This is a genomic window from Bacillus sp. 105MF (genome assembly GCF_000374885.1).
Lineage (GTDB): Bacteria > Bacillota > Bacilli > Bacillales > Bacillaceae_G > Bacillus_A > Bacillus_A pseudomycoides.
Genome location: NZ_KB895590.1, coordinates 14,987 through 39,049, shown reverse-complemented (window position 1 = coordinate 39,049; position 24,063 = coordinate 14,987). Strand labels below are relative to the sequence as shown.

23 protein-coding genes and 6 pseudogenes are annotated in these 24,063 nt (G+C 33.5%); 17 read left to right on the top strand and 12 right to left on the bottom strand.

Annotated elements, in window-relative coordinates:
* Positions 1-129 precede the first annotated feature (129 nt).
* From sbnB to C564_RS0125225, 3 genes are all read right to left on the bottom strand, one after another.
* Complete coding sequence (gene sbnB, locus C564_RS0125235; RefSeq protein ID WP_018767292.1) at positions 130-1,149, bottom strand: 2,3-diaminopropionate biosynthesis protein SbnB; 1,020 nt, start codon at positions 1,147-1,149, stop codon at positions 130-132.
* A 36-nt stretch (positions 1,150-1,185) separates the two neighbouring features.
* Positions 1,186-2,169, bottom strand: a complete 984-nt coding sequence (sbnA, locus tag C564_RS0125230) for a 2,3-diaminopropionate biosynthesis protein SbnA (protein WP_018767291.1) — start codon at positions 2,167-2,169, stop codon at positions 1,186-1,188.
* 133 nt (positions 2,170-2,302) lie between these two features.
* The gene (locus tag C564_RS0125225) at positions 2,303-3,064 is read right to left on the bottom strand and encodes a ParB N-terminal domain-containing protein (RefSeq protein WP_018767290.1); all 762 of its coding nucleotides are present in this window, start codon (positions 3,062-3,064) and stop codon (positions 2,303-2,305) included.
* Between the two features lie 944 nt (positions 3,065-4,008).
* Between C564_RS0125225 and C564_RS0125220 the strand changes: the two genes are divergently transcribed.
* On the top strand, positions 4,009-4,680 hold the full coding sequence (locus tag C564_RS0125220; protein WP_018767289.1) for a GntR family transcriptional regulator: 672 nt from the start codon (positions 4,009-4,011) through the stop codon (positions 4,678-4,680).
* Between the two features lie 311 nt (positions 4,681-4,991).
* Entirely contained in the window at positions 4,992-5,966 is a 975-nt protein-coding gene (locus tag C564_RS0125215) for a DMT family transporter (protein ID WP_026008707.1), read from the top strand.
* Positions 5,967-6,494: 528 nt separating this feature from the next.
* Here the strand turns inward: C564_RS0125215 and C564_RS36395 are convergent.
* A pseudogene (locus tag C564_RS36395) lies at positions 6,495-6,649 on the bottom strand (single-stranded DNA-binding protein); the annotation flags it as partial.
* Positions 6,650-6,689: 40 nt separating this feature from the next.
* On the opposite strand from C564_RS36395, the pseudogene C564_RS37770 reads away from it, so the two are divergent.
* Positions 6,690-6,926: pseudogene (locus C564_RS37770) on the top strand (TetR/AcrR family transcriptional regulator); the annotation flags it as partial.
* 115 nt (positions 6,927-7,041) lie between these two features.
* On the opposite strand, the gene C564_RS0125210 reads toward C564_RS37770, so the two are convergent.
* The 4 genes from C564_RS0125210 to C564_RS0125195 all read right to left on the bottom strand — a co-directional run bounded on the left by C564_RS0125210 (position 7,042) and on the right by C564_RS0125195 (position 10,883).
* Positions 7,042-7,380, bottom strand: a complete 339-nt coding sequence (locus C564_RS0125210) for a single-stranded DNA-binding protein (RefSeq protein ID WP_018767287.1) — start codon at positions 7,378-7,380, stop codon at positions 7,042-7,044.
* Positions 7,381-7,539: 159 nt separating this feature from the next.
* A complete protein-coding gene (locus tag C564_RS0125205; protein WP_003197270.1) occupies positions 7,540-8,271 on the bottom strand; it encodes a Bax inhibitor-1/YccA family protein in 732 nt (243 codons plus the stop codon).
* A 75-nt stretch (positions 8,272-8,346) separates the two neighbouring features.
* Entirely contained in the window at positions 8,347-10,239 is a 1,893-nt protein-coding gene (locus C564_RS0125200; protein WP_018767286.1) for an ABC-F family ATP-binding cassette domain-containing protein, read from the bottom strand.
* On the bottom strand, positions 10,236-10,883 hold the full coding sequence (locus C564_RS0125195) for an HD domain-containing protein (protein WP_018767285.1): 648 nt from the start codon (positions 10,881-10,883) through the stop codon (positions 10,236-10,238). The genes C564_RS0125200 and C564_RS0125195 overlap by 4 nt, the downstream gene beginning before the upstream one ends.
* Before the next feature lie 109 nt (positions 10,884-10,992).
* Between C564_RS0125195 and C564_RS0125190 the strand changes: the two genes are divergently transcribed.
* The 5 genes and pseudogenes from C564_RS0125190 to C564_RS0125165 all read left to right on the top strand — a co-directional run bounded on the left by C564_RS0125190 (position 10,993) and on the right by C564_RS0125165 (position 15,229).
* Positions 10,993-11,637, top strand: a complete 645-nt coding sequence (locus C564_RS0125190; RefSeq protein WP_018767284.1) for a hypothetical protein — start codon at positions 10,993-10,995, stop codon at positions 11,635-11,637.
* An 856-nt stretch (positions 11,638-12,493) separates the two neighbouring features.
* Positions 12,494-12,769 carry a TIGR04197 family type VII secretion effector gene (locus tag C564_RS0125180; protein ID WP_003203524.1) on the top strand — a complete coding sequence of 92 codons (276 nt, stop codon included), beginning with the start codon at positions 12,494-12,496 and terminating at the stop codon, positions 12,767-12,769.
* 54 nt (positions 12,770-12,823) lie between these two features.
* Positions 12,824-13,186, top strand: a pseudogene (locus tag C564_RS33790) (DUF3958 family protein).
* Positions 13,183-14,865 (top strand): EndoU domain-containing protein, encoded by a 1,683-nt coding sequence (locus C564_RS0125170; RefSeq protein ID WP_018767282.1) that lies wholly within the window; start codon positions 13,183-13,185, stop codon positions 14,863-14,865. Before C564_RS33790 ends, C564_RS0125170 begins: the two are co-directional and overlap by 4 nt.
* A 25-nt stretch (positions 14,866-14,890) precedes the next feature.
* Positions 14,891-15,229, top strand: a complete 339-nt coding sequence (locus C564_RS0125165; RefSeq protein WP_026008706.1) for a hypothetical protein — start codon at positions 14,891-14,893, stop codon at positions 15,227-15,229.
* Positions 15,230-15,582: 353 nt separating this feature from the next.
* Here the strand turns inward: C564_RS0125165 and C564_RS38090 are convergent.
* Positions 15,583-16,239 (bottom strand): annotated as a pseudogene (locus C564_RS38090) (N-acetylmuramoyl-L-alanine amidase); the annotation flags it as partial.
* Between the two features lies 1 nt (position 16,240).
* On the opposite strand from C564_RS38090, the gene C564_RS32625 reads away from it, so the two are divergent.
* The 4 genes and pseudogenes from C564_RS32625 to C564_RS32620 all read left to right on the top strand — a co-directional run bounded on the left by C564_RS32625 (position 16,241) and on the right by C564_RS32620 (position 18,711).
* Positions 16,241-17,569 (top strand): hypothetical protein, encoded by a 1,329-nt coding sequence (locus tag C564_RS32625; RefSeq protein ID WP_018767279.1) that lies wholly within the window; start codon positions 16,241-16,243, stop codon positions 17,567-17,569.
* Positions 17,570-17,589: 20 nt separating this feature from the next.
* Positions 17,590-18,099, top strand: coding sequence for a hypothetical protein (locus tag C564_RS0125150; protein ID WP_018767278.1), 510 nt, complete (start codon positions 17,590-17,592; stop codon positions 18,097-18,099).
* A 173-nt stretch (positions 18,100-18,272) separates the two neighbouring features.
* Positions 18,273-18,398: pseudogene (locus tag C564_RS35415) on the top strand (polymorphic toxin type 50 domain-containing protein); the annotation flags it as partial.
* 16 nt (positions 18,399-18,414) lie between these two features.
* Positions 18,415-18,711, top strand: a complete 297-nt coding sequence (locus C564_RS32620; RefSeq protein ID WP_018767277.1) for a hypothetical protein — start codon at positions 18,415-18,417, stop codon at positions 18,709-18,711.
* Positions 18,712-18,916: 205 nt separating this feature from the next.
* Here the strand turns inward: C564_RS32620 and C564_RS0125140 are convergent, their stop codons facing one another.
* Positions 18,917-19,285, bottom strand: a complete 369-nt coding sequence (locus tag C564_RS0125140; protein ID WP_018767276.1) for a tyrosine-type recombinase/integrase — start codon at positions 19,283-19,285, stop codon at positions 18,917-18,919.
* 647 nt (positions 19,286-19,932) lie between these two features.
* Between C564_RS0125140 and C564_RS0125135 the strand changes: the two genes are divergently transcribed.
* Together C564_RS0125135 and C564_RS0125130 are read left to right on the top strand one after the other, a co-directional pair.
* On the top strand, positions 19,933-20,331 hold the full coding sequence (locus C564_RS0125135) for a deaminase domain-containing protein (protein WP_081621521.1): 399 nt from the start codon (positions 19,933-19,935) through the stop codon (positions 20,329-20,331).
* Positions 20,332-20,348: 17 nt separating this feature from the next.
* The gene (locus C564_RS0125130; RefSeq protein ID WP_006094674.1) at positions 20,349-20,675 is read left to right on the top strand and encodes a hypothetical protein; all 327 of its coding nucleotides are present in this window, start codon (positions 20,349-20,351) and stop codon (positions 20,673-20,675) included.
* A 152-nt stretch (positions 20,676-20,827) separates the two neighbouring features.
* On the opposite strand, the pseudogene C564_RS0125125 reads toward C564_RS0125130, so the two are convergent.
* Positions 20,828-21,151: pseudogene (locus C564_RS0125125) on the bottom strand (N-acetylmuramoyl-L-alanine amidase); the annotation flags it as partial.
* Between the two features lie 144 nt (positions 21,152-21,295).
* Between C564_RS0125125 and C564_RS0125120 the strand changes: the two are divergent.
* Positions 21,296-22,015 (top strand): excalibur calcium-binding domain-containing protein, encoded by a 720-nt coding sequence (locus tag C564_RS0125120; RefSeq protein ID WP_018767273.1) that lies wholly within the window; start codon positions 21,296-21,298, stop codon positions 22,013-22,015.
* A gap of 37 nt (positions 22,016-22,052) precedes the next feature.
* Here the strand turns inward: C564_RS0125120 and C564_RS0125115 are convergent, their stop codons facing one another.
* A complete protein-coding gene (locus C564_RS0125115; protein WP_018767272.1) occupies positions 22,053-22,529 on the bottom strand; it encodes a glutathione peroxidase in 477 nt (158 codons plus the stop codon).
* 224 nt (positions 22,530-22,753) lie between these two features.
* Here C564_RS0125115 and C564_RS0125110 point away from each other — a divergent pair, with 224 nt between their 5' ends.
* Both C564_RS0125110 and C564_RS0125105 read left to right on the top strand, forming a co-directional pair.
* Positions 22,754-22,963: a DUF3925 family protein gene (locus C564_RS0125110; RefSeq protein WP_018767271.1), complete on the top strand. Its 210-nt coding sequence runs from the start codon at positions 22,754-22,756 to the stop codon at positions 22,961-22,963.
* A gap of 88 nt (positions 22,964-23,051) precedes the next feature.
* A complete protein-coding gene (locus C564_RS0125105; RefSeq protein ID WP_018767270.1) occupies positions 23,052-24,023 on the top strand; it encodes an MBL fold metallo-hydrolase in 972 nt (323 codons plus the stop codon).
* Positions 24,024-24,063 lie beyond the last annotated feature (40 nt).

The window sequence follows — 24,063 nt, the reverse complement described above, 5'->3', positions numbered from 1 at the left end:
AATTATTAAAATCTTTTCTACTATTTCATTAAATAAAAAAGGATATTTTTAAATATTTTAATAAGAATGTCCTTTTTTAAACAAAGAAACTGTAAATTATACAGTTTCTTTGTTTAAATCAATTATTCATTAATATAAACTTAATACCGTTCCAGCTCCATTCTCTCGGGCTTTTTCATATATTTCATGTGCACATGAGATATCCTCTATTGCCATTCCCATAGGATTTAATATTATAATTTCTTCATCTGTTGTTCTTCCTGCACACTTACCAGTAATAATATCTCCCAGTTCTGCATGTAGCATATCTTTTGAAAATTTCCCTTCTAATACGAGTTGATTTATTATTTTCTTTTCTCTGTTTGCTTGATCCCAATCATCAACAATCACTTTACCTGCTTTTAAAAATGCATCTTTTTCTATATCCATAATTGAGATGTTACTTACAAAAGTTCCCTTTTGAATCCATTCTGACTTAATATAAGGTTTATCTGCTACCGTGCATGTTACAAGTACTTCAGCTACTTCCACTGCTCTTTGAGCTGAACTATGAATTTGAAACTCTACATTATTAAAACGTTTCTTCATATCCTGAGCCAATACTTGTGCTTTTTCATTATCTAAATCAAACAAATTAATTTGTTTGATGCTATTAAACTGTTCTAATAAAGAATTTATATGCATTCTAGAAATCAATCCACAGCCCATGATAGAAACTCTTTCAAATCCATTCTTAGCTAGATATTCAGTTGCTACTACTGTCACCGCCGCAGTTCTCATTGAACTAATAACACTACCTTCTAAAATAGCAATTGGAAAATTAGTTTCAGGATCGTTTAAAATAATTAATGCACTTGCTCTTTCCATATTCTTTTTTATAGGATTATCAAACTTACTACCTATCCATTTAATCCCAGAAATATTAGGTTCACCCAAGTATGCTGGCATAGCAATAATTCTATCAGCAATATGCTCTCCTTCTTTATTTGTCTTTAAATATGGTTTTAAAGGTTGACTAAAATTCTTTTTAGAATGTATAGTCAAAGCTTGTTTTATAGCTTTCACATAGATTTCTGATTCATAACCACCTAGGTTAATAATATCCTGTTTGCTAAGGTAAATTAATTCTGGTTTAGTTTCTAATAACATAAATAGCACTCCTTTTAATTGAAAGTTAATTTTTAATTAAATTAAAACAGATTCATTATTACCCTCAGGCAACTGAATTTCATTCTGATTCAGCCAATCGTCTGAAAAAATTGTACTATAATATCGATCGCCTCTATCTGGTAATACAGCTAATACTTTTTTGTCTTTTGGTAATTTTTCTAATAATCTTAAAGCTGCACAAACTGTTGCCCCAGAGGAGCCTCCTACTAAGAGCCCTTCTTTTAAAGCAAGCTGTCTCGTTATAAAAAATCCATCTGCATCATTTACATAGCTCAAATCATCATATAAACTAGTATTTAAATTTCCTGGAACAATTGCATTTCCGATTCCAAGTAGTCTGCGAGTCCCTGGTGCTCCTCCAAATATAACGGAACCTACAGCATCAACAGCCATAATTTTCACAGCTGGATTTAATATTTTCATTTCTTTTGCGACTCCCGTTATCAGACCTGCTGTTCCGACTGGGCATACAATCCAATCTAAGGCATCACCAAAATCCTCATAAATTTCACGAACTAAAGACCGGATGTAAGCCTCAGGATTTTCAGGATTATTATACTGATTCGGCCAGTAGGCACCTTTAATAGATTTTGCTAAGTTTTGTGCTGTAGCTAACCTTGTTTTTAAATAATTTCCATATTCATCAGCCTCATCTACCATATGAATCTGTGCACCAAATGCTTTAATAATGTTTAAATTTACCTTACTTATTTTAGGATCTACTACACAGATCATCTTGTATCCCTTCATTTGCGCTACAATTGAAAGACCTATAGCAAGATTTCCAGAAGATGATTCTACAATTGTTCCCCCTGGTTTTAATTTCCCATGTTTTTCAGCATATTCTATCACTCGTTTTGCTACTCTATCTTTTGAACTTCCACCAGGATTGAAACCTTCTAATTTCACATATAGTTCAGCATCATCATTTTGTACTAAATTATTAATTTTAACTACTGGGGTATTACCTATTAGTGAAAGAACACTATCATGTATCATAGTCTTTCTCCTTTTCAATTAGAGTTAATATACTAGTACTAGCAATTTAATTGTGAAACCGTAATATAAGAAAGGTGCACATTACTCATTAGTAAGTTCATTTTTTAATAAGTAGCTATTGTCTCCTCAAATACTATATTTCGCATAATAGGACTGGATCAGTATATAATCTGATTGAAGATTCCCATAATTCTAATAATTCTTCCCAATCTTCTTGCACAAAATCCTCTCTAATTAGAAAACTCAATGGAATATTTAAATTTAATATGCGGCCACAATTCAGGGTGAATTTCGTCACACCCGCTGGAAGTAATAAATTCGAATCTACTATTTGTTTTATTTGATATAAATCTAGAGTTGTATAGTTAAACACTAATCCAGCATCTTGTATTGTTTGATTGCTCATAATTCTATTAAATTCATATTTGTTTGTATAGGAATTAACAACTTCCTTCCAAACATTAATTTTGTTTTCTAAAGTTAGTTGATACTCCGGTACAATATATAAATATTGCTCCTTTCCCTCATAATATAATGTTGCCATTGGTATATCATTTTGTCGCTCATCACTCAAGCATATCTTCTGGTTAACTTTCAATTCTTCTATTAGTTTTTTTCCATTTAGAATGTGATGTGCCCAAGCATTAATTGATAAATACTCTGCCGTAACCACCTGAACCACCATTCTTTTACAGTTCAATTTTTGTAAAGATAAAGTACGATGAGCACCATCCAGAATTAAATATTTATTGTTATCAAGTTGCAAAGCAATAGGAGGGTTTTTTAATTTTTGTTCACTCTTAATTTTATGACTTAGCTTGTATAACCTTTCTATTTCATATTCTTCGTGTAAAAATACTTGATCTGTTGGCACCACTCTTAATTCAGATAACATGCGTCTTCCTCCCTAAAATTTGAATAACATAAGTTTTATATTTTGCATAACATTATATTCTGAATTCAACACATATTAATACCTATATATTTTTAAAAATAAAATACACATTCAAGAGAATGATAATTATATTTGGAACTTTAAACGATCGTTCTAAATACATCTTCCATACTTTAAAAAATATTTATTTTTTATTCGAGCACATAAAGATAACTGAAATTAAGAAATGAAATACTTCCAAAATATATACGATAAATACCCTTATTTTTTATCTTTTTTTCATCGGATTACACAGAAAAAATAATTAGCAATAAAAAATCCCCTCTATGTTTCATAAGCCACCTAATGTTTTCTCCCCCCTGTCGATCTAAATAAGGCACAAAAATCAGCCATCACTTTCATCTTGAATACAGGAAAGCATTTTTAGTAATAACACTAAACACTTTTGGGGATTTCTCAAATTCGAATTAATAAGAGTAAGCTTCTTTAACAAAAATATACTAATATATAAATAAATTTTAATATAACTATTATAATTTATTATACAAATGAATAATTAATGTTCATCCTTTTTTTGATACCTCCAGCAACATTTATAGAGCAGATATTATTCTAAAATAAAAAAGAAATAAGTAATAAAATTTAATACTTTTATTTTTCAACTCCCCAAAAATATGAATTACCAAAAAAATCTTTTTTCTCCATTCACCTCCATGCCTAGATGCTAACGGATACTTCAATTTTTTACAATACTTTAAAATTAATATCACTTTAGAAATAGTTTTTTAAATTTTCGAAAAACTACGCGCCAATCACAGAACAAACGGTCGTTTTTTGTGATAAATTTAAATTTTAAAAATCTTCTTTACTTTATCGTTATAGCTTTGTTATTCTGTATATAATATATTACCTATAGAAAAGTGAATGAAAGGGAGTATTAAATCATGCCAATTCCTGAAAACTATACTAAACAAGAACGATTTTCTGCAAAAACAATTGTTCTTAATCAGTTGCAAGATTGGATTATTAAAGGTGTTTTGAAGCCTGATGAAAAAATTAATGATAATGATCTTGCCGATGCTTTAGGTGTTAGTAGAACTCCAGTAAGAGAAGCACTTCAAGTTCTTGAACTTTCTGGTCTTGTAGAAATGGTTAGGGGACAGAAAACAAAAATTTCTCCTGTAAAATTGGAAGATGTACCTGTAATTTATGAAACAATAGCCGGTATGCACGTCATTGTAGGTAAACAAGCAATTAACAATATTAAACAAAAAGACATAAAACGACTTAAACGAATAAATGAAAACTTTAAACACGCAATTACTATGAAAGATTCAGAAAAAGCAATGAGCTTAGATTTTGAATTTCACAATATGATAGTTTCGCTAGCTAATAATAAATATATAGAGCCTTTATTAGACAATTTACACCTCCATGCATTACGCCTTGAATACCTTTTCTTCCAAAACTTTGTTCCTGCTGAACATTCCATTAATGAGCATATAGACATTATTACGGCATTAGAAAGTGGTGATCCTATGTTACTAGAACACGCTATGTCAATAAATTGGTTAAGACCAATGAGGGATATCCAAAGAATTCTTTCTGTTATGTGATTTAAAGTTTATTTAACATTTTAATCTAAGTGTGATTTTTCAGAAATACACATTTGTAAAATCCTTTTCAACTATGATGCTACAAAAAATTTTTTATATCTAAAAATACTAGCATTATACATATTAATTAAAACTACTAAAATAACATCACCATAAATAATGTGAGGTTATTTTAGTAGTTAATCTTAGTACCCTTTATATAAAAAATTCAAAATATTTTAATTCAACTTTTTTGTCATTCGTGATATATTGCATAATATATTCCGATGACTGTAATATTCTAAAAATAATGTGAGGTGTTTCGTTTGAACATTAATAAAAAGAATCGAATTAAAGGGATGATTATGGTTGTGATTGGTGCTAGTCTATGGGGGCTATCAGGAACTGTTGCACAACAACTTTTTCAAAAAGAAGGAATTTCAACTGAATGGTTGGTTACAATTCGTCTTCTGCTATCAGGAATAACCCTTATAACCATTTCAATATTTGGTCAAAACAAAAGAGAAATTCTAGGTATTTGGAAAAACAAAACTGAAGCAATAAAACTGGTGATTTTTGGAACGATAGGCATGTTAGGTGTACAATACACATACTTTGCATCTATAAATGAAGGGAATGCTGCTGTAGCAACCATTTTGCAGTATTTAGCACCTCTTTTTATTACTATCTATCTCATTATGAAGTATAAATCGTTGCCTACTAAAGGCGAGGTCTTAGCCATAACTTTAGCTATCCTTGGTACTTTTTTATTACTAACCAATGGATCAATTAATAACTTAACTGTATCTATCCCAGCTATTATATGGGGTGTATTATCTGGGCTATCTTTAGCATTCTATACCCTTTATTCAAAGAGGCTATTGGAAAATTGGTCCTCTGCAGTATTAGTCGGTTGGGGGATGATTATTGGGGGATTGGGAGTAACTATATTACAGTTTGCTACAAAAAGAGAGGTAGTTTTTTTAGCAAACATCCCAAATTTAGATGTTTATACATTGTTGTCAATCGCATTTGTAGTAATATTCGGAACATTAATCTCGTTCTATCTATTTTTAGATAGTATAAGATACATTTCTCCTAAGGAAACTACTTTACTGGGATGTACAGAACCTCTTGCCTCTATTCTTTCATCTGTAATAATTTTGCATATCCCTTTCTTATTTTTCCAAATAATTGGAGCAATATGTATTATTGTAGTCGTCATTGTACTCAGTAAAAAACCTGCAGAAACAGAAAGTGATCTTGCAATATCTAATGATGAAAATTATACTATTAATTCTAGATAAATAAGAAGAATAACTATTTCCTCATCTTAAAATTAATAAAAACAGTTTCCAAACTATATAAAATCTATTATTTTTCAAATTGATATATATAAGAATTATTGATTATGCCTGTAATACTTAATTCTGTATAAGTCACCCCTGTGGCTATGCTTCTTCAATTCAAATCTCTAATTACAAGTTCTATTTTATTAATAAGCAAAAAAACTGGCTTTAAACAGCAAAACTTTAGTTATAAGAAACGAAAAAACATTTAGTGATATATTGCTCTTATCGTTCAGCCCCATGTTAATTTACTTTCTGTGACTGTATAGTATCTGAAACAGTCAGACATTCAAAACGGCAACTAAGACTTTCCTTATCTGAAGGTGAGAACACTCTATTCTACTAAGATTCCTTGAAGATGGAGTGCTCTTGCCTATTTTTAATAAAATAAAAACTCTTATTAGTAACATTTTTTATTCCCACAAACTGAAATCTCCACAAATAACAGGATAAAATATTTTTTCTTTTTGGTACACAAAAATAGATTTACTGTAGGGCGCTCTTCCTCTTCAAAAATTTAATTCTTTCAATCACAACTTCTGTTTTATACACCCTCTTTCCCTGTTCATTCTCATAATTACTCGTATGAATACGACCTGTAATTCCAACAACTGAACACTCGAACAATACTGGAACACGTTTCAGTAGATTTTTTGAACCAATATCTTTTGACCTACAGTAAATGAACTGAAAAGTATTCAAAAACTACAAGAAAGTTTGCATTCCATTATCGAGCAAGCAAAGCAGACGGAGAAACTAAAAAGCAACTGGAATACAAGTACCATTACTTCCACAATTATGAGTGTCTATTTTTATACACTCATGTCTCATTCGTTATTACATCCTAAGGAAACTGATATTAAAGATATGCTTAACAAGCAATTGGATGTCGTATGGGAAGGAATTAATAATAAATAATATATATCTGGTGATTTTACCCTGATATAAAATTTACATTTACGTTCTAAATGATTAGCATAAGTAAAAAGAACTGTATTGTATATGCAGTTCTTTTTACTTATATTTTCTTGTTTTACTGCGATGCTCCCTCTCTTTTCCTTTCCAAAAACGTAATTCTTTCAATCACAACTTCTGTTTTATACACTCTTTTCCCCTGTTCATTATCATAATTACTCGTATGAATACGACCTGTAATCCCAACAAGCGATCCCTTTTGACAATAATCTGATACATTCTCAGCCGATTTTCTCCAGACGACGCAGTAAATGTAATCTGCTTGCTGCTCTCCTAGGCTATTTCGAAACCCTCTATTTACCGCAACGCATATACGTGCATAAGCAATCCCTTGCTTTGTGTAGTATAGTTCTGGATCTTTTGTCAATCTTCCGATTAATACAACTCGATTCATCATATTTATACCACCTCATATCTTTTTCTTTATTGTAGAAAAAAATAGAAGATAGGTAAAAAATGCAAAATAATATATTTCTAAAAAGAAATCATCACTTTGAATCTAAAAAAAACACAAAAAGAAATCCTGCATGTTTCAATCATGCAGGATTTCTTTCAATTAGTCATTTTTCGCAAAGTAAGAAACGAAACGAAGAATTTCTAAGTACAACCATACTAATGTCATCATTAATCCCATCGCACTGTACCACTCCATATATTTTGGAGCTCCACTACGTGCGCCATTTTCGATTAAATCGAAGTCTAGTAATAGATTTAATGCAGCAACGATAATCACAACTGCACTAATGATGATGCCAATTGTTCCACCTTGATGAATATACGGAACAGTAACACCAAACATGTTTAATAGAAAAACGATCAAGTACATAACCAAAATCCCAAGCGTTGCAGCCATTATACCTGTACGGAACTTATCCGTTACCTTTACAACACGAGTTGCGTATAAAACTAACATTGCAAATAAAATTGAAATTGTTAGTAATACAGCATTTAAAATAATAGAGTTGTCAAAACGAATCGCATATACCGCTGAAATGCTTCCTAAGACAATCCCTTCAACAGCTGCATAAATAGGTGCTGTAATAGGCGCCATTTTCGGGAAGAATATAGCCGCAAATGCGATAATTGCAGCTACAATTAATGCTCCAATTAAAACTGGCATTTGCATTTTCCCCGTATACATCTGTATGTATGAATAGACAGACGTTGCAAGAAGCAAGACAAGCATAATAAATGTTTTGCCTACAGCTCCGCCAATTGTCATCGCAGACGTACTTGCTCCCTGTTTACGAAAGGTTTCTTTTTTCAACATTGGATTAGATGTTCTCATTTTTTCCCTCCTAAAATATGTTCTACCAATAGTGTAAAGTTTTTCTCTTTACATTTCAATATATGCAGCTTATTTTTATTTTAAACCTTCAACGATGTCAGACAGTTCGCTCCAGCGTTCCATTGCTTTTTCCAGTTCTTCTTCTGTTTGCTGCTGCCCTTCAGAAAGCTCCTGTGCTTTTGTAAAATCAGAACCTACATTCGCAAGTTCTTCTCCAATCGTTTCAAGCTTCTCTTCAAGCCCTGCAATCGTATCTTCAATGGTTTCCCATTCACGTTGTTCGTGATAGGAAAGTTTACGTTTACGTTGTTGCTTTGGAGCTTCTTCCACTTTCTTTTCTTTCTGTACTTCTACTTTTTCTAATAGTTCTTGGGCCTTTTGTATATCTAGGTAATCACTATAGCTTCCTAGGAATTCACGAACTTCTCCGCCACCAGTAAAGATAAATAATTCATCTACTACTTTATCTAAGAAGTAGCGATCATGCGATACCGTAAGAACGACACCCGGGAAATCTTCTAAATAGTCTTCTAGTACTGTTAACGTTTGTGTATCTAAATCGTTTGTCGGCTCATCTAATAGAAGTACATTCGGCTCTCCCATTAAAAGACGTAATAAATACAGACGTCTTCTTTCACCACCAGATAGTTTACCAAGTGGTGTTCCATGTGAATGCGGTTGGAATAAGAAACGCTCAAGCATTTGGGATACTCCAATGACTTTACCGTCTGTTGTATGAATGACTTCTGCAATTTCTTTAATATATTCAATCATACGTTGATTTAAATTCATCTCTTCATTTTCTTGCGTATAATAAGCAACTTTCACAGTTTGTCCAACTTCAATTTCACCACTGTCAGGTGATAATTTGCCTGCAAGCATATTTAATAAAGATGATTTCCCGCTACCATTAGCCCCAATAATACCGATTCGATCGCCTGGTTTCACAATATGATTAAAATTATGTAATACCGTTTTTTCACCAAATTTCTTCGTTACATCTTTTAACTCAAGCACTTTCTTTCCTAAGCGACTCCCGCTGAGTGAAATATCAACAGATTGCTTCGCTGCTGGACCTTCTTGTTCTTTCAACTCTTCGAACCGCTGAATACGTGCTTTTTGTTTTGTAGAACGAGCTTTCGCACCGCGGCGAATCCAAGCAAGTTCACGGCGATATAGATTTTGGCGCTTTGATTCTTGTGCTAACTCTTGTTCCTCACGAAGTGCCTTTGCTTCTAAAAATGTACTATAGTTTCCTTCATAGCTATACAAATTACCATTATCTAGCTCAAAAATACGATTTGTAACACGGTTTAAAAAATAACGATCATGTGTTACAAGTAAAACTGCTCCAGTATACCGTGCTAAATATTCTTCTAACCATTCCACTGTTTCATGATCAAGATGGTTTGTTGGCTCATCTAAAATTAATAAATCAGGTGTTTCAATAAAGCACTGTGCCATTGCAATACGTTTTTTTTGTCCACCAGATAAGTTCCCCACAGTTGCAGTGAAATCTGTAATTCCGAGTTTCGTTAAAAGCGACTTCGCATTCGCATTTGCTTCCCATGCATTCATCGCATCCATACGTTGCTGCACTGTAAATAATTGTTCTTGCACTTTTTCATTACTCGGGTCTTTTTCTATGTTTAATAACGCTTGTTCGTATTCACGAAGAAGGCGAATTAGCGGCGTATCACCGTGGAATACTTGCTCAAGCGCTGTTAAATTTTCATTAAAATCCGGTTGCTGTGATAAATAGCTAATTGTATAACCACGCGTATGTGTCATATCACCTGTATCTGGAATCTCTATCCCTGCAATAATTTTTAATAATGTAGATTTCCCTGTACCGTTTACTCCAATAACCCCTGCACGTTGACCCTCTGCAATACTAAATGATAATCCATCAAATAATGGTTTATCTCCATATGATTTCGATACGTTTTCCACTGTTAGCATTTTCATATTTGTGCATTCCACTCTTTCATAAATTGTTCTATAAACTCTTCCATATAACGATGGCGAATTTCAGCCTCTCGTTTTGCAGCATCCGTATTCATTAAATCTTTCAACTTCAAAAGCTTTTCGTAGAAATGATTTAACGATGGATCATCATTTTTTCGATATTCTTCTTTTGTCATCTCTTCTCGAGGTGGAATGTTCGGATCATACAGTAAACGTCCTTTTGCACCGCCGTAAGCAAACGTTCGGGCAATACCAATTGCACCAAGTGCATCTAAACGATCTGCATCTTGAACGATTTTCCCTTCTAATGTGCTTACCTTGCCACCATGCCCACCTTTATATGACATATTCATTATAATATGAAGGATATGTTCATTTTCTTCTTCAGTAACATTCAATCCTTCTAGCCAATCAGAAACTTTTTTCATACCAGCTTCTTCACTTTCATTTAACTTCTCATCCGCTACATCATGAAGTAAAGCTGCCATCTCAATTACAAAACGATCCCCACCTTCTTTTTTAGACAAAGAAATCGCCAATTTATGTACACGTTCAATATGATACCAATCATGTCCACTAGCATCTGTTTCTAAAATATTCCTTACAAAAGCAACTGTTTTTTGTATTTTTTCTTGTTTTTTCATTTATCTTCACCCAATTTCTTATTGTAACACGCTCTCATTTTTTCATCACATATTTTCTTGTCCGCCCATAGACTGTTTTGTACGTACGATCATGAAGGAGGAAATAAAAATGTTCTACAATAATAAATACCCTTATCCAGAGCAACCATACTATCCTCAAAATCAAGAACAACGATATCAAGAGCAACAGTTTGAAGAACAAGAACCACAACAACAAGAATTTCAATATCAACAGAATTCATACTTAGCACAACAAACTCAAGAAGCTCAATACCCTCAAAATCCATATACAGCTCAGCAACCTCATGAAACCCAACACCATCAAAATCCTTACGTAACACAACCAGGTCAGGAAACTCAGTACCAACAGAATCCTTACGTAGCTCAACAAGCTCCATATCAGCAACCACAAATGTATCAACCATACCAGGATACACGCGTTTCACCACCAACACCAACATTAGATCCAACCCAACCACAAATCTTGCCACCAGCTCCTACTACAGCTATTCCTACTGAGCCAACACAACAACAAATCCAACAAGTTGTTGGTACACACTATTTGTCGTTAAAGAAACCTGTATTAGATTTCGTAAAACCATGGGTAGAGTACGGTATGAATGAAGTAAAACATACCTCTCAACAACACGCAATGACAGAGGTTGCTGCAATTATGTTCTTAGTTGGAAAAGGATTTAATCCGACAATTGCTCATTACATTGTGGAATCTTGGGAGAAGAATTCGCAGTTTTAAGCTTGTTCATTTTGTGTAATATAAAACTATAAAAATGCCATAAACGCTTGTATAACAAGCATTTATGGCACTTTTTATTTGTTATATTATATTTTAAAAGTGAATTTCATATTTTTTCACGTGTTTTTATATTATTTGTGAGCAAAATGTAGCCTTTTTATAGTTAATGTTGCATACAAAAAAAGAATCGACTCATAAGAGCTGGCTTTTCACTAAACTATATTTATTATACTTCTAATTCCTCTACCTTCTCATCCAGCACATTCGCCTTCAAATAAAAAAACGCTAATTCTTCGTCCTTCGTCATCCCCCTTTATGAAGCCATCCCGTCCAACAACGCCCACTCCGAATCCCCAACAATATTTCGATAATATTTCTTATCTTCCTCGTAAACTAACATCGATATCATTTCCTTCGTACTGGCTATCGTCAGTTGCCTTCCGGATTGATCTACGTAAAACACCGAAATCGTATCACTCGCTCGGTAGATTTCGAATTCATATGTATGCTTCCCTCGTTTTATTTCTACGTTATATCACATTAACTCCTGCGAACCATTTACTGATATTTCGTATAAGTTCGACTGTGTCTGTGCCATTACCTCGTCCCCTTTTCCATCAATTTATCGTTTTACCATGTGTAAAATTTTAACAGTTAAATGTTAACTTAGTGTAAATTCAGTATAAATTTCCCATTAATATTAAAAGATGATGATAGGCTATTTTTATAATTGAATTACCTTTCGGACTCTAAAAAACATCCTACCAACAAAGATTCTCTATTTCTGTCAATATGAAATCATATACTAATATGGTATAATTTTCATGCTCTATTAAGTATAGAAGGGGTTTATGCGATGGGACAATTTCAAAGTAATTTTCAAAGCGCTGCACAAATCGCAACGCAAATGAGGGCAGCTTCGGATACAATCCAAAGTGCAACAAATCGTTCTATAACAAAGGCGACGCGTACTACGCTATCTGTTAATTCCAAAGCACAAGAGGCGAACCAACAAGCTTTAGATCTAACGAAACAATTTTGTGCCGCCTTCCAACAAGCAGTCGATAATATTCATTCGGTAGCTAACGAGTTTGAGAGAATGGATAACGAACTTCAAAAGAATTTTTCATGATTCTATTAGGCGATATAACAACCTACATAAACATGAAACGGTAGGAGGTACAAAATGAATCCAGATATCGAAAAACAAATCAATCAACTCAATCAAAAATTAAGAAGTGTATTCGAAGAGCAGGACCGGAATTAATCTGCGATTCAAACTCAAGAACGCACAGAAGTAGATTTTCACGAGTGGAAAAGCCGAAGTAATCGTTTGTTTAACCGAATTCTAGAAACTTGGTATGGGGATAAAGAATTATCTCATTTCTTTATGAATATGCGTCAAGAAGCACAACACATTGAGCGAAAACTTACATTCGAATTGGAAAATCAAAAAGAAACGTTGCTTAAAGAGAAACGAGACCTTAGCGATTTAAAAAACGACCTTTCCTATCAGCAACAACAATTAGCAAGGGAGGCCAATGCATGAGTTTAAATATGTATTTAGGAGAAGTACAAAACCAAACTCAAAGCATGAATGCTGTATGTACCGCTACCATTCAAGGTATGGAACAAGCTATTCAGTCGATTGACGCTTTTGCAATTGATACGGTTCTACAAGGACAAACATATAGCAGTGCAAAATCATTTTTTGTACAAACCTTTCGTCCTTTAGCACAAGGGATTATTTACTTATGTGAAGAATTAATCCGTCAGAATGATGCCTTTCCAAGTCAATTTCAATCACAGGTAGCTTCAACGGATGTAATCGAACAAGAAATATTAGAACAAATTCAAGAAATTGATCGAATGAAAACAAGTATGGAAGCCGTCAGTCAAGCTATGCCAATACCAGGTATGGACGCTATGGCGAATCTTTTTACTGCCATGAGGCACAAACTTCAAGAAAAGTTAGATCATCTGCATCAATTCAATCAGACTTCTAGCAATAACTATAGTACAGCAATTCAATTAGCCGCTAGCATTGCGACGGGTCTTGCAGAAGTGCAAAGTGGAAAAGGCTTTAGTCTCGCAAGTGGTACGTTTAGTACACAAGGGTTAAATATGGAGTGGACGAATTCTATCCAAGCGATTACAGAAGATAGGAAGCGTCAGTCTGAGGAAGAGAGTACAATAGACAAATCGTTACTTGATAAATTTAAAGATGCTGTCGAAAACAAAATAGAAGCGATGGATCAGTTGTCCGAAAAACTTTTTCATCAGATAGAAAATACTCCTTTGCTCGGGCAATATTATAACTACAAAAAAGGACAAAATGAAGCTGTATTAGATGAACTTAAAGGAATATTAAATACAGTCTTACACCCAATAGATAGTTTTGAGAGCGCTGTGTATGCCCTTTCTCATATCGACGAAACATTTGCTGCTGTAGAACAAGCTATTTCTGATTCATGGAATCAAGATGTTGTAAATGGAGATTGGAATAGCAGAGCTAAATGGTTTGGAAATGTAGAAATGCAAGTTAAATTAGCAGCTGCCCAATTATTGGTAGGAACAAAAGGTGTAGATAAAATTTCAAAATTCGGTAAATTTTCAAGGTTAGGTGAAACCTCAAAACTTAGTGAAAGTGTAAACTTTATACAAGGTATTAAAAACGTAATAAATTTCGATAAGTTTAAGCAAAGCGTTGACATGTTGAATAATATTCTAATGCAAAAAAATCAAGTTGCTTATGCAGGTGGAAATAACATACGATCTAGATTTGATACGCCTGATCTTAGACAAGCTAAAGATACTTTCTTATTCTTTAATCCGTTTAAATCTCATCCTAATTCTATTTATAAAAACAATCGTACCGTTGAACATATATTTCACGGGAATATTGATCGCGCAGGAGATGCTGGAGGATATCATCATAAAAGTATGATGGGTGAAGGGGAAGTTCTAAGAGTTACAAGACCACCAAACCGTTATGGTGTATACGAAGCTGAAGTTTCAGTAAATGGTATACCAAAACGGTTACCTTCAACATTTTTCCCAGATCATTGGGGTAGAATAGAGGTCCTCAAAGCCATTGAAGTAGCGTATAATAATAAAGTTTACTCTGGAACAGGAAATAGATATATTGGTACCGCTCCAAATGGTATGAAGATTAGATTATTTATTGCTTCAAACGGAAGAATCATTTCAGCATTTCCACTCTATTAATTTATAAAGGAGACAATATTTGCTTATGAAATATACATATAGAATTTATGAGGGTCCCTTAAATACCCTAATGATTGAATTACCAGAAAAAATTTCTTTAATTGCAGATTTATTAGAAGATGATATTCATAGCAATCATGGTATACAGTATTTAGATAAAGTACTAAATGGGGAATTAGATTTTCTTGAGATAAGCGGAAATAGTTGTAACTTAGCAATAAAAGCAGATTGCACAAAAATTTTACACCGTTTTTATGAAGATGGAGAAAATACTTGTGAAATTGAAACTATTGAATTAAAAAACTTGATGTTAGTATGGTTAGCAGAGTATGAAAATTACTTACGAAACCGTGACTCTAACTAGAGTAAGGTATTTATTAAAGCCAATTCCTGACAAGGAGTCGGCTTTTCTTTATTATTTCATGTAAACATATGCGTTACTTACCTTAATGTAGTACGTATATCTTTTCTAATTTACTAATCAGCGATTATATCTTACTTTTTAAAGCCGGTTTCCCTAGAGAGTTATCAGTGAAATCAAGTATGTTAATACAAATACATTCAAAACGGCTTACACCTCGTAAAATGTAAAGTATTATCTCGTAAATTAGATCCAATTGGTGATTCTATACTTCCACCTAATCCTATTTAACACGGACGAAGTATGCTATGTAATATATAAAACCGACTCCAATTACAGAGCCGGTTTCTTTTGCGTTAACGTACATTTACATAGGAGTTGCTTGCGGTGATGTAGAACGTGTTGCCTTTCGAATTGTGCACTTGATATTGAAGTGAACCACTCACACTTACTTTCGCATCAATAGTGAATCCTAGTCCTACATCTAAGGTACCAACTACATCTTTATCCTGCCAAGATGGAGAATCATAGAAACGTAGGTTGTCCACTTTGGACACAACACGTTTTCCTACGATAGATGAATCCACTGCGCTTTTCTTATCGAATTTCACATAAGAAGAATCGTATTTAATCCATTGCTCTCCACCAAGATTTAACCATCCATCTTTTTCAGCCCACACAATATATGATTCTGGTTTATTTAACTGACGAATAACAGAATAGCTTGCATCAGGACCTTTACGTAAATTCACATTGTAGCCTTGAATGTACGCTACACCATCAGTTACAGCAGTAGGCTTTTCTTCTGGTTTAGATGGTTACTCAGGAATAGAAACTTCTATATTAGCATTATTGTATGCACGCTTCACATCTGCACGGAATTGAGCTTCTGATACTCCGTGACTCCGTAAATAGTCTAGTGGGTCTTCGTGATCTGTACCGCCAAGATGATGCGTTACGTCGCTATGCGTCCATAATCCTTTTTCTACGCTAATACCACGGTCGCGCAAAATTGTGCAAACCTTTCGTCCTTTAGCACAAGGAATCATTTACTTATGTGAGGAACTAATCCGTCAGAATGATGCCTTTCCAAGTCAATTTCAATCACAGGTAGCTTCAACTGATGTCATTGAACAAGAGTTACTCGAACAAATTAAAGAAATTGACCGAATGAAAACCAGTATGGAAGCCATCAGTCAAACTATGCCAATCCCGGGTATGGACGCTATGGCGAATCTTTTTACTGTCATGAGGAAAAAACTGCAAGAAAAGTTAGATCATCTGTATCAATTCAATCAGACCTCTAGCAATAACTATAGTGCAGCAATTCAATTAGCAGCTAGTATTGCAACAGGTCTTGCAGAAGTACAAAGTGGAAAAGGCTTTAGTCTCGCAAGTGGTACGTTTAGTACACAAGGATTGAATATGGAGTGGACGGCTTCCATTCAGGCGATTGAAGAAGATAGGAAGCGTCAGGCTGACAACCTTTTAAATGGTAGTTCAATTGAAGAAGGAGCAATGTGTGGTCCATTAAATAGTGAGAAAAAAGATGAATCTTTACTGGATAAGTTTAAACATGATGTCGAAGATATTTATGAAAGTGCTTGGGACTTTATACAAGGCGCTGGCAGTGCAGTTGCAGAAGACTATATTGGACTAACACCACCTGATAATAATAAATTAGAAAGCAATACAACTTATCAAGCTGGAAGGTTTACTGGACATGTTTTATCAACGGTAGGATCTATTGTAGAAATTTTTGAAGGTATTTCAGTCATAGGCGGGGCTAATTTCTTAACCTTCATCGTAGAAGTAGGAAGTGGTGGGTTAGCATCACCAATTGTTCTTCCATTAGATGCAGTTGCTACAGCAGCTGGTCTTGGTGCTGTTGGACATGGTGGGTTTGTTTTGAATAAATCAATTCAAAATGCTCAGGATACTCTTCAAAAATTCGAGTCTTCTTCGTCTTCTGGTGGTGGTAAAGGGGTAAGTAAAGCTGCAAAACCAGAAAAAGTTATTAATGATTTACATGATTACACATCAAAAAAATGGAATGTTGATGGAAACAAAATAATGTTTGATAAAAAAGGCATGAAACATGTTTTAGAAAGACATCATCCAGATTATTGGGATGGTTCAGTAAAAAAAGAACAATCATTTTCAAACAAAGATTTGTCAATATCTGATATACAAAATATAGCAGGAGAAATTATCAGTAAGAATAGAGATATAATTATTTCCAAAGGAACAAAAGGTATGTATCAAATTGAGGGAAAAGTAGATGGAATAACATATATTGTTGGATTTAAAAATGGCAGAATAGGACAATTATATCCTAAATAGAAATCCGAGGAGATGTTAATATGATTAGTGTAAAATCGTATATAAAAAATGATAAAATAATAACTTCATTAGATAATATTGAAAGTAACTTTCTTGAATATTTCATACATTTTGACGATGCGAAATGTTTAGAACTAGTTATTGATTTTGATTATATGGAAGGTGCAATAATAATAAACTATTACGGAAATACTATTTTAGGATTTAAAGAGTGGGATATGATTGATCAGTTATGGTCATATTTCATAAATGCAATTGAAGAATTGCTTGAAAATCAAAACGATGTAAGTTTTTATTTTCCAGACCAACCTTTAGAGGTGAAAATGCAGGTTATTTCGCAAGAGCAAATTTTATTATCTATTGCAGGAGAAAAAACATGTTTTAATAAAGATGAATTATTATTAGCTTTATTAAAAGGAGCAGAAAACTTTTTTGATATATTGAAAGAATGTCCTGATGAATATCTTGTAGAACAGAGTAATAATGAATTGAAGAGAATAGAAAAATTATTAAATAAATTGAACATTTAAATGAGAACATATTATTAAATATACTGTTTAAATTTAACACCTATAGAATGGTTAAAGCAGACACTTGAAACACTAAAAAGAATCTATAAAAAGTAAAGAATAAAGTTGCAATTAACAAAGCTGACTCATATCAATTTGAGTCAGCTTTTCCTATTACTTTACACTCACATACCTTTGGTCAAGTAATAGGAAAATACTATGATATGCAAACTGGGAAATATATAGAGACTACTAGAGGCATGATACACTATGGAAAAGACGGTGCGCACATAGTTCCTTCAAAACCATTAGAACCATAAGAAAAGGATGATACAAATGGAATATAATTCTTTAATAAAAACATTAGATGAGTATGGAGGTAGTGAACTGATAATAGAATGGCAAAGTGGATTAAAGATTATCGGTAAACCAGACACACTCTTTGAAACAGACAATGGGTTGGATGACGATGATGTGAATTATACAGAATATTATGCAGTTTCATTTCAAGTAAATCATATTTTATCCCATCCTGCTACTAACGAAGGCAGTGTATATGATTGGTTAAGACAAGAGAGAAGTTCATTGGCTGAAATTTCTCTCTATGATGATCCGCCAAGTGCAATATTCTAAGCGGATGGAAAGAAAGTATGGGAAATGGAAGATCATAAATAATAATCACTACTTAAACTTTGACCTTGATTGGCTTTTAGCTTTTCAAGGTTTTTATAGTCATAAAACTTTTTATGACTATATGTTAACCGATATTCGAATAATAAGAAATACATACCATAAATATAACGCCACTGTTAAAAGTGACGTTATACCTTAAAGCTATTTATAATTCCAACGATTTTATTAGCGAATATTGTTTATGAAGCGCTACAACATCCTCGTACATAAATTGTACGTAACGTCGCGTCATTGCAATATCTGTATGACCCAGTATTTTTTGTAAAGAAAATAAGTCTCCACCATTCTTTAAGTAAAACTTAGCGCATGTATGACGAAACGTATGCGGGCTTACTCTAACATTCTCTATCATCACCATCCTTCCATAACGAGCAATCATTTGGTGTAGTCCTCGCTGTTTAAACAACTCACCAGATATATTACAGAATAATTGCTTCGTACTCACTTCTCCCCTAACGGAAACCCATCGTTTAATAGCATTTTTCGTACCGTTTGTAATCGGTACTTTTCGCATACCGTTATCTAAACCAATTTACATAAGACTCACTAGCGGTAATATAGTACGTAATCCATTTCGAATTGTGTACTTTGTACTGTGGTGATTCATTAACCTTTACCTTTACCTTTACATCGATTGTAAACCCTAATCCTGCATACAAAATACCAGCAACATCTTTATCCTGCCAAGATGGAGAATCTTAGAAACGTAGGACTTTAGAAGAAAAAGTTACAGATGAAGAATAATCAACATTGTTTCTCATCTCCTTCTCCTACATCACCTTTTTTATAAGTGAACTGATTTTTAAAGTGTTATATTATATAAGCAAGAGAGTCTATCCTACCTCTGTTTTTACGTTAGATGCCATGAGAAATATTATACCTCCCCCTTCTCTTCTTCTTTCACATGTTCTTCTAATACAAAAGTGCCTTTCCCCTCTCCATCTCAAGTAATTATTGAAGATAGCACTCACAAATCTCCAATTACAAAAATCGCTTGAAAAGGACAAAATTACACGTGGTGGATATGTTTGACATAAATCCATTCAAAATGCTAAGGATACTCTTCAAAAATTCGAGTCTTCTCCGTCTTCTGGTGGGCGTGTTAGTGAAACTAATAAAGTTAAAAGTTTTCAAAATAGAATTGATAACATACGTAATAATATGCCAAATAATACTCTTAAAAAGCGTGGTAATATGGCTACAGCAGATGTAAAAATACCTGGATTAAAAGATAAGTTTAATGCCCATAGTAAAATTAATTCAAAATTTGATAAAGGTGCAGATGTTGAAGAGTTTTCAATGTTGAAACCGGAATCAGAACGTATTTTCAAAAGCTATGAGCCATCTGCTTCTAAACCAGATGCGACTAAATTTGATAGATTTCATGATACAGAAGCAAAAATTCTAGAAGATATAGCTTCTCAAATTAAGAATCCAAATATTTCTGGAAAAATTGATTTATATACAGAACTACCTGCTTGTCAAAGTTGTAGTAATATTATTTTAGAATTTAGGAAGAGATATCCTAATATTCACCTTAATATACACACAAAAAATTGAAATTTGGAGGAGACAGAATGAATTTAAGGTATGATGAGATTAAAGAAGATGTTATTGATACATATAGTAGCCTTCATATTAGAGCAGAATATGAAATAAAGGATACTTTTTATGCGTTACTAAATGATTATGAACATTCAGAAGAATATACCGAAACGGAAGAATGCTGTATCTACGTTAGCTTTGCATTGTTACTTATTGAAAAAAATAAAAATATTGATTTTATAAAAACTCGTTTAAATGAATTACTTGACAACAAAAAGATGGAAGTTCATAGAATAGAGTTAAAAGATGAGATTGCAGAGTTTACTAGTGATGTTAATAAATTGAAGGGATTTTTATAGGAGTATTGTAATTACTTTCGTTTCATCTGAATGATTACAGTTCGATAACGTAGTTTTATGAAAAGAGAGACCACTTATAATAAACTCCCATTAGCATATACAATAAATGATGGGAGATAAAAAAGAGCATTTTCTAATTAGAAAATGCTCTTTTACAATCCATACTTCACATATACAAAGGCTTCATTTGCAGTAACATAGTATGCTTTGCCTTTGCTATTGTGAATTTTGTATTGTGGTGATCCATTGACAGTTACTTTTGCATCGATTGTAAATCCTAATCCTGCATCCACAGTTCCGGCAACACCTTTATCCTGCCAAGAAGGAGAATCATAGAAACGTAGGTTGTCCACTTTAGACACAACACGTTTTCCTGCAATCGGATTAACTGGCTCTTTCTTCTTAAACTTGATGTAAGAAGGATTGTATTTAATCCACTGATTCCCCCCAAGATTTAACCAACCATCTTTTTCAGACGAGTCATTCATAATCTATGAATTATTCATTGTAAAAATGTAATAAAAAGAAATATAATTTTCTTATTTCGGTTAGAAACCATGTAATTTCTAGTATATTCCTATATAATCAATAGAGAAAATCTTACAAACGGAGGTATCAACATGGCACTTCGGAGTAATATTGGTACATTTTTATTTTTAATAGCTCTTATTTTACTCATCTTATGCATCATTTCATTCTTTAAGAAAAATGGTAAAGCAATGAGATATGGTAGACCTACGGTTATTTGTTTTATTATTTCATTTTTAATATCAGCAACAAGCACCGCGGAAACGAAGCACCCTATTGTTAACTTTTTCGCTAATGTATGTTTAATCCTATTTATTTTCTTCCTTGTCTTAGCAATCTTATCTATCATTAAGAAAACTGGTATGGCGAAGAAACAGTTTTTAATTACAGCTGTTTTATTTATAGCTTTCGGGCTATTAACCAGTGTCGCAACTCCTTCTGCTGAAAAAATAACAGCAAAAGATAAAAAAGTTGCAACTGAAAAAAAAGAACTAGAAGATAAAAAAGATGCTAAAAAGAAAGAGGCCGACGAAAAGGCTCAAAAACAACAAGAAGAGCAAAAACGTCAAGCCGAGAAACAAGCTCAAAAACAACAAGAAGAGCAAAAGCGTCAAGCTGAGGAACAAGCCCGGAAACAGCAAGAACAACAAGCAACTTCGCCAGCACAACCTGCTACTGAAAGTAATAGTAATGTACAATATAAAAACTGCACAGAAGTAAAAAATGCAGGTAAAGCTCCTCTATATAGTGGACAACCTGGCTATAGCAGTAAACTAGATAGAGACGGCGATGGTGTTGCATGTGAACGTTAATGTACATAAAAAAGAAGCTCATATTCGAGCTTCTTTTTTACAATACATTTTCAATTTCCTTCTCTAATTCTTCTGGCTTCGTCTGAGGCGCAAATCGATCAATCACTTTCCCATCACGCCCTATTAAAAACTTCGTAAAGTTCCACTTTACTGCCTTCATACCAAGTATGCCCGGTGCCTGATCCGTCATATATGTATATAGTGGATGCACGTTATCACCTTTTACATCAACTTTAGTGAACATCGGAAAGGATACACCGTAATTTAATTCACAAAAACTTGTAATCTCCTCTTCTGTACCTGGTTCTTGTCCTCCAAATTGGTTACATGGGAAACCTAAGATTTCGAATCCTTGCTCTTTATACTTTTCATAAATGGCTTGTAACCCTTTATATTGCGGTGTAAATCCACATTTACTTGCAACATTTACAATGAGAAGAACTTTACCTTCATACTCTCGTAACGATTTTTCTTCCCCTGTAATTGTTTTTGCAGAAAAATCATAAACTGTCATATATATCTGCCCCTCTCTATTATTTCATACTTATTCTCATCATATATGTATTTAACTTCTCCGTCTAATGAGAGCGCTTTATTTTTGTTCAAAAATTCGACACAAACTACTAGACAAATAGCTTGGAAAGTTTTACAATTAAATTGTGAACAAAATGTGACAGTTTACCTTCTAAATTGTGACATTTTCAATTCCATTATAATGAATAAAGGATGGTGTTGATAATGAAAACTGCACAACGTGAAATGATTTCAAATCGCGAGTTTTACTTCGTATTATACATGATGTTACTATTTGTTGCCGGTTGGGTTATGGATGTAAATGGACTATTTTTAAGCAAGTACTTTTCACTTGCAGGAATGATTTCTCTTCCACTAGTTGGTGGTCTTGTCGGATTCTTTATTATGTCAATTAGTAAAGACCAAACAAAATAATGACATTACATAAAGGCAGAAAACGATTTTTCGTTTTCTGCCTTTTATTTTATAATAAAAGAACATAAGACTATAAGGAGTGACTCATATGAAAAAAGTTGAACAGTTATCCTCTCAGTTATATCTCATTGATGATTACGATTTACAACATAACGAGCGTACAGGTACATACGTATTACTCGGTGATGATATTACTTTAATCGAAACGTGCGCAGCCCCTTCTCTTCCGCACATTCTAAATGGCTTACAACAATTACGCATTGACTTAGCTGATGTTAAAAACATTATCGTTACCCATGTTCATCTTGATCATGCTGGCGGAGCTGGTTTAATGATGGAAAAGTGCCCAAATGCTACTTTATTTGTCCATTCACGTGGCGCACGCCATATGATTGATCCTACAAAATTAATCCAAGGTGCCAAAGCTGTCTATGGCGATGCTTTTGATGAACTCTTTAATCCAATCCTTCCTATTCCAGAAAAACGTGTCCATATTGTACAAGATGGTGACATACTACAAATTTCAGAAAATCGGACGCTTTCATTTTACGATACACCAGGGCACGCCAAGCACCATATTAGTATCCATGATTCTTTGACAAATGGCATTTTCACAGGTGACACGATTGGTATTTATTATCGAGAACTAACTGAACTTGGCGTTGAACTATATTTACCAACCACATCTCCATCACAGTTTCAACCCGACGCGATGATGGCAGCAAAAGACCGCATTCGAAATATGAAAGTTGACCTCATCTATTTCGGGCATTACGGTGTATCTTCCCATGTTTCTGAAGTGTATAAACAGCTTGAAGACTGGCTCCCTATCTTTGTTGAAGCAGGAAAACAAGTATTTGAAAAAAAACAGGATTTTGAAGCAGCAAGCCATGAATTGTATACTTTATTACTTGAAAAAGTCTCTTCTCATCTTTCACAGCAAGGTGTACCAGCAACTCATTCTGTTTACGATGTGATAAAACTAGATATAGAAATCAGTGCGATGGGAATTATTGATTATCTTACAAAGCAAGAAAAGGCCAAAACAACTACTAACTAAATGAAAAAACATCCGAGGATATGACGCTCTGTTTCAAGCA

Bases quoted from the DNA above. Each gene is read 5' to 3' on its own strand.
- C564_RS0125210 (WP_018767287.1), bottom strand. From the start codon at position 7,380: ATGATGAATCGAGTTGTATTAATCGGAAGATTGACAAAAGATCCAGAA.
- C564_RS0125165 (WP_026008706.1), top strand. From the start codon at position 14,891: ATGAAATATACATATAGAATTTATGAGGGTCCCTTAAATACCCTAATG.
- C564_RS0125195 (WP_018767285.1), bottom strand. From the start codon at position 10,883: ATGAAAAAACAAGAAAAAATACAAAAAACAGTTGCTTTTGTAAGGAAT.
- C564_RS0125220 (WP_018767289.1), top strand. From the start codon at position 4,009: ATGCCAATTCCTGAAAACTATACTAAACAAGAACGATTTTCTGCAAAA.
- C564_RS0125135 (WP_081621521.1), top strand. From the start codon at position 19,933: ATGCCAAATAATACTCTTAAAAAGCGTGGTAATATGGCTACAGCAGAT.
- C564_RS0125120 (WP_018767273.1), top strand. From the start codon at position 21,296: ATGGCACTTCGGAGTAATATTGGTACATTTTTATTTTTAATAGCTCTT.
- C564_RS0125130 (WP_006094674.1), top strand. From the start codon at position 20,349: ATGAATTTAAGGTATGATGAGATTAAAGAAGATGTTATTGATACATAT.
- C564_RS0125225 (WP_018767290.1), bottom strand. From the start codon at position 3,064: ATGTTATCTGAATTAAGAGTGGTGCCAACAGATCAAGTATTTTTACAC.
- C564_RS0125205 (WP_003197270.1), bottom strand. From the start codon at position 8,271: ATGAGAACATCTAATCCAATGTTGAAAAAAGAAACCTTTCGTAAACAG.
- C564_RS32620 (WP_018767277.1), top strand. From the start codon at position 18,415: ATGGAATATAATTCTTTAATAAAAACATTAGATGAGTATGGAGGTAGT.
- C564_RS0125115 (WP_018767272.1), bottom strand. From the start codon at position 22,529: ATGACAGTTTATGATTTTTCTGCAAAAACAATTACAGGGGAAGAAAAA.
- C564_RS0125110 (WP_018767271.1), top strand. From the start codon at position 22,754: ATGAAAACTGCACAACGTGAAATGATTTCAAATCGCGAGTTTTACTTC.
- C564_RS0125150 (WP_018767278.1), top strand. From the start codon at position 17,590: ATGATTAGTGTAAAATCGTATATAAAAAATGATAAAATAATAACTTCA.
- C564_RS0125180 (WP_003203524.1), top strand. From the start codon at position 12,494: ATGGGACAATTTCAAAGTAATTTTCAAAGCGCTGCACAAATCGCAACG.
- sbnB (WP_018767292.1), bottom strand. From the start codon at position 1,149: ATGTTATTAGAAACTAAACCAGAATTAATTTACCTTAGCAAACAGGAT.
- C564_RS0125140 (WP_018767276.1), bottom strand. From the start codon at position 19,285: ATGCGAAAAGTACCGATTACAAACGGTACGAAAAATGCTATTAAACGA.
- sbnA (WP_018767291.1), bottom strand. From the start codon at position 2,169: ATGATACATGATAGTGTTCTTTCACTAATAGGTAATACCCCAGTAGTT.
- C564_RS0125105 (WP_018767270.1), top strand. From the start codon at position 23,052: ATGAAAAAAGTTGAACAGTTATCCTCTCAGTTATATCTCATTGATGAT.
- C564_RS0125170 (WP_018767282.1), top strand. From the start codon at position 13,183: ATGAGTTTAAATATGTATTTAGGAGAAGTACAAAACCAAACTCAAAGC.
- C564_RS0125200 (WP_018767286.1), bottom strand. From the start codon at position 10,239: ATGAAAATGCTAACAGTGGAAAACGTATCGAAATCATATGGAGATAAA.
- C564_RS0125190 (WP_018767284.1), top strand. From the start codon at position 10,993: ATGTTCTACAATAATAAATACCCTTATCCAGAGCAACCATACTATCCT.